This is a genomic window from Enterococcus sp. AMC1252 (assembly GCF_058216515.1).
In genome coordinates this window covers 157,582-170,023 of the sequence record NZ_CM177097.1, presented here as the reverse complement: position 1 = coordinate 170,023, position 12,442 = coordinate 157,582, and the positions used below count along the sequence as shown (strand labels likewise).

Here is a 12,442-nt window from a genome sequence, read left to right as displayed (position 1 = left end):
TCATACTTTTTTTAGAACAGCTTATTATCACAAACACTAGATAAATTTTTCAACTTTAGTTCAAACTGGATAACCTTCTGAAGCTATAATGAAGTAGCCTTTATCGATTTTGCTCATGGTAATGGCTCTCCTTTTGTTATGCTTATGAATAATTCTGATACAACAAGGACACCCTGACTATGAAAACTAGATATAAATTTTTGATTGTAGTAGGAATAATGGTAGTAGGGATAGCAGGTTTGAATCAATACAGCTATAACAACTATACGAACAAACAAAAAGAACGAATCGAGTTATTTTTTAATTACAATTATAATATTGATTCTATTACTTTTACAGAAACAAAGAAAACGCCTATGGGTTCACTCGATTTCTATGGTTATTTTAACTCTGATAAATCAAATCAATTTATAGGAAGCGTAATGCCTTATCAAAAAGAATTTGAAGTAAACAATGGTATGACAGGCTCCTTCGCTAGAAATCATGCAAAATTTGAGAATGGAAAAACCTATACTGTGTCTGAAATAGAGAAGATCCAACGAAAGGAACGCCGGGAAAATACAGAAGAAAATTCTAGTTCTTGGTTCTCCGATTCAACAGGGTTATCAAAGTATAGTGAATAAATTTTAACAACTCATACTTTTTTAGAACAACAGATTATCACAAACACTAGAAAAAATTTTCAACTTCAGTTCAAACTGGATAATCTTCTGAAGCTATAATGAAATAGCCTTTATCAATTTTGCTCATGGTAATGGCTCTCCTTTTGTTATGCTTATGAATAATTCTGATATAAAAAGGACACATTGACTATGAAAACTAGATATAAATTTTTGATTGCGATAGGAATAATGGTAGTAGGTATAGCAGGATTGAATCGCTACAGCTATAACAATTATACGAACAAACAAAAAGAACGAATCAAATTATTTTTTAATTACAATTATCATCTCGATTCACTTACCTTTACTAAAACTAAAAAAAATCCAATGGGAACATTAGTCTTTTATGGTTATTTTAATGATGATAAAGAAAATGATTTTTCAGCAGATATTATGCCTTACCAAAAAGAATTTGAAGGGAATATTGCAATTAATGGCGCATTTGATAGAGAGAATGCAAAATTTGAAAACGGAGAAACATATTCTGTTTCTGAAATAGAGAAGATTCAACGAAAGGAACGCCGAGAAAGCAGTGAAGAAAACTCTAGTTCTTGGTTCTCCAATTCAGCGTACACTGAATGAATTTTAACAACTCACTATCATAAATAAGAAAAAAGATGACTACCTAGGATTTGGCAGTCATCTTTTTTCTTATTTCTCGTTAATCATATAAGGCATGTGCTTCCCATAACCTTCTTTATTCACTTGTCTAGCCCGAGCAATCGCCAAGTCAAACTCTGCCACATCCTCTGTAATCGTTGAACCTGCTGCAATAACAGAATTCGCTGCAACGTTCACAGGTGCAATCAAGTTTGTTGATGACCCGATAAATGCATGATCTCCAACGCTAGTCCGATGTTTATCTTTCCCATCATAATTGACGAAAACTACTCCGCAACCTACATTGATATTTTTCCCTAAGTCTGCATCACCAACATACGTTAAATGACCGACTTTAGTATCTTCTGCTACGGTCGCATTTTTGATTTCCACAAAGTTCCCTACATGAACTCGTTCACCAATTTCAGCTTTGGGACGGATATGAGCAAATGGACCAACATCCGCATTTTTGCGAATAATACTTTCTTCTACAACGGATTGGGTGATTTTTACGTTATCTTCGATTACACTATCAACAATTTCAGAATGAGCACCGATAAAGCAATCTTCACCGATGACTGTCTTGCCTTTTAAATGAACACCGGCTTCAATCACCGTATCTGAGCCAATCACAACGCCTTCATCAATATACGTTGAATCAGAATCAACGAATGAAACACCATTCCTCATATGCATTGTATTCAAACGGCGGTGCATGATTTTATTCGCCTCAGCTAAAGCTACACGATCATTGATTCCCATCGCTTCTTCAAAATCAGCCATTTGGTAGGCAGCCACTGTTTTGCCTTCTTTTTTAAGGATTTCAATAATATCTGTTAAATAGTATTCCCCTTGTGCATTGTCAGTATTGATTTTAGATAAGGCATTAAACAAGGCTTCATTATCAAAACAAAACGTTCCCGTATTGATCTCTTGAACACGAGCTTCTTGTTCAGACGCATCTTTTTGCTCTACGATTTTTTCTACAATGCCCACATGATCACGAATGATACGGCCGTATCCAGTTGGATCTTCAGCGTGAGCTGTTAAAATTGTCGCACTGGCATTTTTGCCTTGATGATAATCAAACAGATTCGCCAATGTTTCAGCAGTTAAAAGTGGTGTATCTCCTGTAATCACAAGAGTTGTGCCTTGTTTCCCTGCTAAATGTGATTCTGCTTGTAACACTGCATGTCCAGTTCCTAATTGTTCTGCTTGTAAAGCATATTGGCTACGTTCCCCTAAATGGCTTTTGATTGCCTCTGCACCGTGACCGACAATCGTCACAACTTCACTTGGATTTGTTTTTTCTACTTGATCCATGATGTGTTCTACCATTGGTTTTCCAGCGACAGGATGCAGCACTTTATAAAGTTTTGATTTCATACGTGTTCCTTTACCCGCAGCAAGGATGATGACATATCTGTTTTCCAATTGCTTCACTCCTAATATTTGTTTTATGTTCAATCGTTTATTTTCAGTTTAAAATAGCGCCATGTTTTAGTTTAGCTTACTCTTTGCGGTTTTTCAACTGAACCAATTGCTTTTTTACTATACCAATTTATAATTTTGCGTGTTTGCGTTATAATAAAGGAAAATTATGTTAGCGGGGTGATAATATGATACCAATTCAAAAACACGTATCTCGATCAAAAGCCCATTCAGGTTTGAAATAATAAAGTGCTTTGGTTGTTGAAGGATTGCCTTTACGCAAAGTACTTTATCACTTGAATGATAGAGAGGAAATCCATTATGACAAAACAAATACAACCATATCAATTTAATTTTATTAGAAAACAAGCCAATATTTTGCTACAAGCACATTTATCTGTAAATGATAAAAATACAGTTAAAACACTGCAAGCGATCGTTCTTGAGAAAATCAATGAACAGTTTGGCGCAAATAAAGATCTGTTCCAACCATTATTAGAAGGATTCTTAGAAGCGGCGACTTCTAAACCTAGACTGGAACAGTATTTGGATGGGTTAAAAGAAGCGGTTATTCCGTTTGATCCGCCTTCAAAACAACAACTGACAAAGCTCTTCAAAAAGACGAAGAAATTGAAAATTCCAGAGTGGGAAACAATGGATTTGAGAGATTATACCTTTTATAGTTGGAATGATAGTGGGAAACAGCAGAAATTTATTATCGCTTCAATCGACGGACAGCTCGTCGGTGTTTCCGGAACAATTTCTCCTACGACTCAAAAAGGCATCTGCCCGATTTGCCATGAAACGTCAGAAGTTGCGATGTTTCTGTCTAAAGTGAAAGAATCTGGTGATGGTATGTACACGAAGCGTGGGAATTATATTTGCTACGATAGTGAGAAATGTAACCAGAATATCGAGCGTAGAGAAGAGTTAGAAGCGTTTGTTCAGAATGTGAAGTTTATGAAGTAAAACATTACCTAGAGGAAATCGCCTCTAGGTTTTTATTTTTTTGACTTTCTCAATTTTGCTATTGGCAAGGAAAAATTGGGGCAACTTGATGTTTTTATCAAGTAGCCCCAATTTTTAGAATTATTTGACTAGTTGGCATGATTAGATTGACTAGCTATTTCTCTTTAAACTAAAATGATTTATTCTGTCAAAAGGAGGAGTCTAATGGATCTCTCCTTTAAAAAAGCTTCATCCTAAAATCTAAACAGAAGGTTGACTCTACTCTAGAGTCTAATGCTACTTAATAATTAAACAAATGAAGTCCGGTGCTCAAGAACCCAGCTTCTCAACTCAGCTTTCTCCATTGAACTAACTACTATCACTTGATCCCAAAACTCACTTTCAGAAACAAAGCCATAATGACGCATCTTAGTTAAAAGAGTAGCTGCTTCTTTTTTTAGATAGTCCATGTTATTCAAACGTTCATCCTCATATTTATCAATGATAGGTTGTGAAACGTTTATAAATTGAATTAATTGTGCTTTATTCATATGAAGCCCAATTTTTATAAGATTAGAATTGAATTGATTAATACTAATTGCTCGAACGTTGTATAATTGAAGATTTACATCTCCCGCTTTTGTTACTAATAGATTGAATTCAACATCTCTATTTTGACTTGTTGTTACAACTGTTTTTGCTGAAGCTTCTGTATTAGAAGACAACAGCCCCCCGAAAATTGTTAAAGATAATACTGCCGAAAACAAAATCATTTTTTTCATAACATACTCTCCTTTTTCTAGTGAAATAAAAATCATCACTCTTGAGTAGAGTCAACCTTCTATTTAGTTTTTATTCACTATTATTCTGTATAGTCGACAACCACACCATAAATTTATCGCATTTCCCGATTTTCATTAAAGTAAATGCGCATTGATTGTGAGACTTGTTTCTTTCCTTACATTTCCTCATCATTACTAAATAAAATAATTTTTCTGCTGTTGCCCATTGGTCTACTTCAACGTCATTCTGCCATAAGAGACTCCGCACAATACTGCACCAAATAAACTGACGCTTCACTTTCCCTTTTGATAGACCTAACTCCATATCATAGAAGTAACAATAGCAAAGTCACCCCTGATGACCAATGATCTAGATACTCATAACGACGCCGATTGGACAATAAAACACTCGCAGCATAAACAAAAACCTATACAGTATATGAAGTCAGTGCTAAAAAATAAAAGAGGAAAAAAACAAACCAGTCAGTCCAAAGTAAAAGAATGAGATACTACCATATCAACTCGTATCATTGACATCAACCATCGTTTTGACAGGTAGATTCCAAATTCCGATCTCTTTACTCATAGAAGCGCCACCTGCTAAGAAAGAAGGAATGAAGTAAGAAAACCAGATTTTTTTATAGCGCTTTGGATCCATCAGAAAACGGCAAAGGGGTAAAATCTTTTAATAACATTAACTTACCATTTAAGTACTTTTTAAGGAACACACTTGCAAGCGCTTACCATCATACTTTTATGATATAATCACTTTTCACCATAATAATATTTGTATTTTATTGAAAAATAGTTTTACAAAAAGGATATTAGAACTTAAAGCTGGGGTGAATAATCAAAACCAATTTCTACATTTTAGAAGCTGACAAAGCAATTGATTTAGTGAAAGTTATTACCGATTTTTCTACAGAGATTCTTAGCCCAAGTCTGTTTCACGCCATGCCCTTAATCGAAACCCCATCCGTTCAAGGGCTATTAAATAATTTTGTCAGTCATTGTCTTGAAAAAAAATATTGCGCTTGACCTACAAGTCTGGAATCAAATCGTGGATATAGAAATCAGCACTGTATACCTGATACGCATTTTATCATTCTTACTAGACAATGCGCTTGAGGCCGTTGAACAAACAGAAGCGCCGCAAGTTCAAATCCATTTTTCTAAAGATAATACTAGCACAACGATTACTGTGGCTAATTCTTATCTACCTCTGGATGATAAAATCTATCTATCGATTTTTAAAAAGAATCATAAAGACATAGGTCTTGCTATTCTTTCAAGAAGTCTTAAACAGTACAAAAAACGTTCGCTACACGAGTAATAAAGATCCTACGACGTTTACCACTACTTTAACTATTACCGCTCTGGATTGCTTTTCATTTTTTTGCAATCAGACAAAAAAACAATCAATATGTACGTAATCCGTTTTCACTTTAAGCTTTTTTATCACAATGGAAAGAGAGATATGCGTTAACATACCTCTCTATTGTCAAACTTGTCCTTTCTTTGGGACAGTTTTGACTATTTGAATTCTTTCACGATATTCTATTGACTATCCTAACCTCTTTACGTTAGAATAAATTTACAACATAAAATAAAAAAGGCGCCCTGCCAGAAGACGGTCATCTTCTAAACAGAGCCCTGTATTATCAGCCAAAACTAATAATACAAGTTGCCTCGCCAATAATTTCTTATTGACTACCCTTATTGTACTAAAAGTAAGAACAGATTTCCATTCTTTTTTACTTACTCAATAATGATAGTGAATGGTTATTTAACGAACGCTTCATGGTATTAGTAGCTGACTAATATCATTTTTTTGTGTTTAACATCAGGTAATTAGAGCGAAAAACAAAATAAAAAGGCACTCTGTAAAAGGGCGGTCACCCGAATACAGAGCCTCATATTATCAGCCAAAACTAATAATATAAGTTGCCCTAGTCAATATTTGCATATCGACTCTTTCATTTTACTCAATTTTTGTAAGAAATACTAGTACTTTTTACAGATTTGAGTGTATTGAAGTAGTTGGTGGTTATTTGTTGCACTTTTGCACGGTATTAGTTGGTAGCTAATGCCGTATTTTTTCGCTCTTTTTATAAATAGCAAGCACCGCTCTCTCCTTTTTCAATACGATATTTTCGTATTGGTATTCTACCAATTGGTGCTTGCGAGCGGATTTACTAGGATCGATCACTACCATATGTTGCCCCTTCAATCAAAAAAGGCAGCCAAGTCAATGCGTATAAATGGGTTAGAACAGATAAATAAAAAATTTCTTAAGTTTACATGATTGAATGGTGCAACGTAACGATTGTTTTTTAGTCTATCCGTATTCTTAGCAATCCGTCTGGCGGAAGATGGGTCGTTAAATAAAAAGTTCGCAGGCCTGCAGAACCTGCGAATTTCAAACAGCTGTTTATCACTTTAGAAACAACCCAACCATTTTTTTACTATTACTAGATAAACAGCTGTTTGTTTTTCTTGTTTAAAACCATTGTTCTTATTTTTTATAGCTTAACTGAATCCTGTTTAATTGTTTCAGAATATCACTATTCGGATGACTCTTTCCATTTTCCCAATTTGAAATACTTTGTCTCGTTACATACAACATATCTGCTAACTCTTGTTGCGTTAAATTCAATTGTTCTCGCTTCTTTTTTACTTCTGTAACCATTGTCTTCTCCCTACTTGTTATACTATACACTTATTATAGGGCTTTTATTTTAGAAAAAACAATAGTGATTTTGAATAGTTACAATTCATTTTTTTGATATTTAAAATACCAACAATTTAATACATATTTTGGAAAACACACACAATTCCACACTTATTGAAAGTACACAGATCAACCATTCTTTACTCTGAAACCTAAACAATAGAAAACAGGTAAATCAAATGAAAAAGAGTGACTAAGGATACACGATCCTCCTAGCCACTTTCTTTCATTTACTAACATTATCCTTGATACGAACGAATCATCCGTTCTTTTAGCTTACATCACATAGAACTTGATTGTTTGACTATCAGAATTCCCAGCTGAATCTGTGATACTATAATTTACTGAGTACATACCAGAAACAGACGTATTCACCTGACCACTTACTTTGATATTTTTACTGATATCCCCATCTTCTGCATCCCAAGCCGTTGCGAAACTTAGAGGGTTGAATGATGATCCTCTAAAAATAATTTGCCCTTTTGCTTTTAGTTCAGGTTTGTTATCAGTCAAAGCCGTTACCGTTACTTTTCTGTTTTTGAAAATATAGTCTCCTTGACCATCAAAACCAACATACGTTAATTCATACGTTCCTGCTTTATAAACATTCACGTGATTGTTGGAAACCAAGATTTGTGCATTAGGACTGACATTCCCTGTGCTTGATACCAATGATACTCCTGCTCTAGAATCGAATTCGTTCCCCATAGCGACCGTTACAGCATCGACGCCCTTAAATTCAAGTCCTTTAGTTGCTTTACTTTGTACATTTTGTTCTGCTGCTACTGCTTCTGGTGCGAGTGCTGCGCTGAATCCTACCCCCATTAAAACAGTTGATGCGATGACATACTTACTAAATTTTTTCATAAAAAATCTCCTTCTTGTTACTATTTTTTTATGTTAATCGTTTATTAAAACGAATAAACCAAACTTGTGTTGCTTTCATTATGATCGTTAAACTATCAGCCTCATTCGTTCTGATCAGAAATCTCTGAATAAATTTCTCTAACGGTGCCTTCCTGATCGTAAACAAGAGCTATTTCTTTAAAAAATTCCTGCTTCTTGTTTAAGCTGGCAGCTGTTGAAACGACTGGTAAATAGTCATCTGTTATTGCTCCACTCGTTTCTTTCACTCTTTTTTCATAGCCTGCTAAGCCATTTTGAATCACTTTTTCAGGTAGCTGCATATTCTCCCCTACAGCCTTGATACATTCACTTAGATTATCATTTGGTAAGGTTCCTTTAGTTGGTGCTATCTTGATCTTCACTAGTTGAGATTTTAGATACGCTTCTTTTTGATCACACGAAAAAGCGTAATTCAGCTGAACTTCTGCAATGATTTGTAATTCTTTTTCTTTATAAAAAGGATAAATCGTTCGAAATTCTAGTTCTTTATTTTTAGCAAAAACAGAATATTGCGCATCGCTGGCTTGAACAGCTTTTGATGACAGATATTTTTTGAGTGTTGTTTTTGATTGTTCATAATAATCTGGAACAGCTAGCTTGTATTTCTCTTTGATTAAAACAAATGCTTCTTCTTCTGTTTTTAGGTTTGAGTAATCAGAGTCTCCAAAAGACTTTTGTCGTTCCCCACGCCAACTTAAGGATTGTTCCTCTTTTGTAAAATGGTCGTATCTTCCAGCTTTCGTGCATCCTGTCAAGATGAGAACGATTGTTAATAAGATGATCCCTCTAATTTTCTTCATTTTGGCACCACCACTCTAGTCGGTGCGGTTCCTGGAAATACCTCTTGTGAAGCGTTCAGTTCAACCGGACTATCATCAATCAATTCGTAAAGAACGACACTTTCAACGCTTTCATCCTGACTAATATCTTGTGATTGTTTTGCGACTAGTTCTTTTACATCTAACAGCGAGGAATCTTCTGGTAGTGTCCCAAGAGAAAGAACATTGCCGTTTTGTTTAGCGGTCACATAGTCACTCCAACTAGCTGGTTGAACCGCTTCTTCACTTAAATTAGTAAACGTGTAACGAATGGCCAGTAATTTTTTTTGCTCTATACCTGTTAATTTTCTGACTGCGGTGGTTTCCATTTTAAGTCTGTCATTTTCGATCGTGATGATATCACCTGCTGCTTTTTCTTGCTCGACTTGTTCTTGTTCTGATTCTGACGTATCAAAATCGCTTTCTTTAAATGTCGCTACAGCCTCATCGATTCTTTCAGAACGTTTTTCATACGAATTATCATCCGCAGAATAAAAGGTCATTTGAACAAAGCTGTGATCCGTCCAGATATAATAAAAATGAGCCCAAACATTTTTTTCTCTAAACGTTGTATTTAACGTGTATTTATAGGCGGGATGCTCATCAATTTTGATTTCCTTCATATAAATATCTTTTTCTTTTTTATAGTTGTATCGTTCCTTTAGTTTTTTTCTGGTCTGTCTACCGAACTCTTTTTGATCTACTTCCGTTAAAGGAACCGTCGTAATAAATAGAACTGAATTGCTTTTCGTGTCTTCTGCGCTAAATGTTGTTTGAAGACCATATGCGTCGTTTACTTTTTTATCTGCTTCCCAACCTGACGGCAGCTGCATATCATATGAAACACCATTATTTTTAAAATGCTGGACCTTTTTATCTAATGCTTTGCCGCAACCTGCTAGAAGGAATACACTCAGAGCAACAGTTACAAGGATGGTGCTGATTCTTTTCATTTAAGTTCTTCCTTTCTATTTTTCCTTTTGAGACAATAACTATATAGACAAAATATCAGCAAGCAACTCAAAAATAATAGCACCCCCAGCTTCATTCCTTTAGGATAATATGTCAATTGAACGGTATGGTTTCCTTTAGGGACTTTGATAGTGATCAGGGCATCTTGAACCGCCTTGATTTCTACCGGCTTTCCATCAACACGTGCTTGCCAGCCAGCATCATACGGAATGGTTGTAAAGATTATTTGTTCCTTTTCTAGCGTGACGTTGGCCTTTGCTTGATTGCCGTTTACTTCAAAAGAAACTGCTTTGTCCTTGATTGACTTGATTGCTTGATCTAAAACATCTGTCTTTAAGATAAAGATGGACGGTCGAATCAATTTCACGACTGAACTGCCGGTGAATTTTGCGGTTACTTTGACTTTGGCGTCTTTTTCATAATAGCCGAGATTGTGATACGAACCTGTTGTTGCGATTGTGCTTGTTGCTTTATATCCAGCAACACTGACTTCTACAGCTCCTTCACTCAGATCACCTGAGGCTCTGGCATCTAGATTCAAGTATGCTTGTGTTTTTTCTGGAATATTGACTTCCCATGTAATACTTTTTTCATCTGTATTACGCTCTTCTGAAAAGTAGGTAAACTCTCCTGCTTCTTGAATCAGCATATTTTTACGGGAAACCTCATTTAAATCCGTAAATTGAAACAAGTCCTCGTTCTTTTCGGATAAATGCTGCATCAGCGCTGTTTGATTTTCATTGTTTTTTGCTTGGTAAATCCCTTTATCCGTGAGCATTCCTAGTGGTAAAGCATTTTTATTTTCATAGAGACCATACTGTCCTTGGTCTGCAATTTTCTTAAACCCATATTTTTTAGGATCATTTTTAGCCAAATTGTATTTCACTCCGAGCAGATCATCCATCAATATCGTGTTATTTTTATATTGAATCGTTAGATTTGTTCCTGGTGAACGATAGCCTAATTGATCTAAATAACGTGAGGATTTACGATTACGAATAGAAGAAAACATCGTAACGCCTGAATAATTGTAATTAAAACTGTCTGTCCGACTAATTTCATCTAAATTCTCTAATCGATTAAATGAATCACCTTCAGAGTTAGCTTTTTCTACTAATGGAGTGATTTCTTTATAGGCATCCGTATACTTTTCCCTACTCGTGTACCCCCATTCTCTATTGATCCCTGCCATGATCTGCTGTGTGTTGAACAAAAGCTCTCCACAAATACAGGCAACAATTATGATTGGCAGTAGCCAGCTATACTTATGTTCTCTATCTTTTAGTAAAAACAACACCAAATAAACGACTAATAAAATACTTGTGACGATCAAAGATTCCTGTGTAATATACCCATATCTTTTTTTATTTGAGACAATCGTTGTGAGTATAAAAATCCCCATAACCACAAAGCTAATATTTCCTACTAGATTCAAGTCTCTTTTCTCAAATTTTTCCAATCCAAATCCAGCTAGCAGTAAGATTAAAACCGAATACAAAAAACTATATCGAAACAAAAACATATTGGGAGAATGCATTCCCTGCCATAATAAATTCAATGGCTGAAGATAAACACTGGCGATCAGCAAAAATAATAAGCCGCCATATAGTAGTTTATTTTTTAATGGAATTTTTTTGCTGACAAAATAGAAGAGGCAAAAAATAAGTGGTACTAAGCCAATATAAACAAACGGTCCGCTTCCAAATTTCGATGTATCGTATACCCCAGACATACTTTTTACAACAAAGTCCCACGGTCCAAGGTCATTTGTAAAGAAGCTACTGATACCGTCCAGTTTTTCCCCATTCGTTCTAAGATCGATTACAGAAGGAAGAATGATAATCATTGAAGCACCGCCTGCAAGCAATGATGTGACAAAATAAGGAAAAATCGACCCTTTATACCGAGGCCAATTCGTCAATAGTCGAACAGCAAAATATAAAAAACTAAATACACCAACCATAAAAGCCATATAATAATTGCTCACAAACAATAAAAGATACGAAATGAAAAGCAAACTCAATTTCTTTTGATCCATTAATCGTTGAATCCCCAATAAAATCAAGGGTAGATAAATCAACGCATCCAGCCACATCAACATGATCGAATAGGCAACTGTAAAACTCATCAATGCATAACACACACTGAGCGCTACCTTCGTCCATTGGGGTAATCGAAAGGTTTGATGGGCAAAAATCCAAAATGTGACACCCATTGCACCGATCTTTGTTAATAAAATCAAATACATCGCATCAGGCATATGGATATTATCAAAAAATAGCACGAAAAAACTAAATAAACTATTTATGTAGTAACTCATCAATGAAATAAAATTTAGTCCTAAAGACCCATTCCACGTATAAAATAAAGATTGCTCTCCATGTAATAGGTTATTAAATCCTGAATAAAAATTGACCAATTGGCCAAACCCATCACTCGCTAATATCGTCCGATCACTGGTCGGATAAATACCTAATCGAAAATAGCTGAAAGCCATGATTGCAACGGGAAGACAAAAACTAAGTACGGCTGCTACACTATTTCTGTTTAAACTTAATTTTATTTGTTGTTTCATTTATACCCTCGCTTTTC

The 12,442-nt window shown here is 35.1% G+C and carries 11 protein-coding genes; 4 read left to right on the top strand and 7 right to left on the bottom strand.

Annotated elements, in window-relative coordinates; translation table 11 throughout:
- Positions 1 to 179 precede the first annotated feature (179 nt).
- Positions 180 to 623: a DUF1433 domain-containing protein gene (locus AC4BB5_RS00780; RefSeq protein WP_490457560.1), complete on the top strand. Its 444-nt coding sequence runs from the start codon at positions 180 to 182 to the stop codon at positions 621 to 623.
- Between the two features lie 189 nt (positions 624 to 812).
- Positions 813 to 1,244 carry a DUF1433 domain-containing protein gene (locus AC4BB5_RS00775; protein ID WP_490457559.1) on the top strand — a complete coding sequence of 144 codons (432 nt, stop codon included), beginning with the start codon at positions 813 to 815 and terminating at the stop codon, positions 1,242 to 1,244.
- Positions 1,245 to 1,313: 69 nt separating this feature from the next.
- On the opposite strand, the gene glmU is transcribed toward AC4BB5_RS00775, so the two are convergent.
- A complete protein-coding gene (glmU, locus tag AC4BB5_RS00770) occupies positions 1,314 to 2,696 on the bottom strand; it encodes a bifunctional UDP-N-acetylglucosamine diphosphorylase/glucosamine-1-phosphate N-acetyltransferase GlmU (protein WP_490457558.1) in 1,383 nt (460 codons plus the stop codon).
- A gap of 318 nt (positions 2,697 to 3,014) precedes the next feature.
- On the opposite strand from glmU, the gene AC4BB5_RS00765 reads away from it, so the two are divergent.
- Positions 3,015 to 3,662, top strand: coding sequence for a FusB/FusC family EF-G-binding protein (locus AC4BB5_RS00765; protein WP_490457557.1), 648 nt, complete (start codon positions 3,015 to 3,017; stop codon positions 3,660 to 3,662).
- A 287-nt stretch (positions 3,663 to 3,949) separates the two neighbouring features.
- On the opposite strand, the gene AC4BB5_RS00760 is transcribed toward AC4BB5_RS00765, so the two are convergent.
- Complete coding sequence (locus AC4BB5_RS00760) at positions 3,950 to 4,423, bottom strand: hypothetical protein (protein WP_010761948.1); 474 nt, start codon at positions 4,421 to 4,423, stop codon at positions 3,950 to 3,952.
- 1,000 nt (positions 4,424 to 5,423) lie between these two features.
- Between AC4BB5_RS00760 and AC4BB5_RS00755 the strand changes: the two genes are divergently transcribed.
- The gene (locus tag AC4BB5_RS00755) at positions 5,424 to 5,756 is read left to right on the top strand and encodes a GHKL domain-containing protein (protein ID WP_490457556.1); all 333 of its coding nucleotides are present in this window, start codon (positions 5,424 to 5,426) and stop codon (positions 5,754 to 5,756) included.
- Between the two features lie 1,182 nt (positions 5,757 to 6,938).
- On the opposite strand, the gene AC4BB5_RS00750 is transcribed toward AC4BB5_RS00755, so the two are convergent.
- From AC4BB5_RS00750 to AC4BB5_RS00730, 5 genes are all read right to left on the bottom strand, one after another.
- On the bottom strand, positions 6,939 to 7,112 hold the full coding sequence (locus AC4BB5_RS00750) for a helix-turn-helix transcriptional regulator (RefSeq protein ID WP_490457555.1): 174 nt from the start codon (positions 7,110 to 7,112) through the stop codon (positions 6,939 to 6,941).
- A 318-nt stretch (positions 7,113 to 7,430) separates the two neighbouring features.
- Positions 7,431 to 8,021 carry an immunoglobulin-like domain-containing protein gene (locus AC4BB5_RS00745; RefSeq protein WP_490457554.1) on the bottom strand — a complete coding sequence of 197 codons (591 nt, stop codon included), beginning with the start codon at positions 8,019 to 8,021 and terminating at the stop codon, positions 7,431 to 7,433.
- A 101-nt stretch (positions 8,022 to 8,122) separates the two neighbouring features.
- Positions 8,123 to 8,860, bottom strand: a complete 738-nt coding sequence (locus tag AC4BB5_RS00740) for a hypothetical protein (protein WP_490457553.1) — start codon at positions 8,858 to 8,860, stop codon at positions 8,123 to 8,125.
- Positions 8,857 to 9,831: a DUF5067 domain-containing protein gene (locus AC4BB5_RS00735; RefSeq protein ID WP_490457552.1), complete on the bottom strand. Its 975-nt coding sequence runs from the start codon at positions 9,829 to 9,831 to the stop codon at positions 8,857 to 8,859. The genes AC4BB5_RS00740 and AC4BB5_RS00735 overlap by 4 nt, the downstream gene beginning before the upstream one ends.
- Complete coding sequence (locus AC4BB5_RS00730; RefSeq protein ID WP_490457551.1) at positions 9,828 to 12,425, bottom strand: YfhO family protein; 2,598 nt, start codon at positions 12,423 to 12,425, stop codon at positions 9,828 to 9,830. The genes AC4BB5_RS00735 and AC4BB5_RS00730 overlap by 4 nt, the downstream gene beginning before the upstream one ends.
- Positions 12,426 to 12,442: the final 17 nt, after the last annotated feature.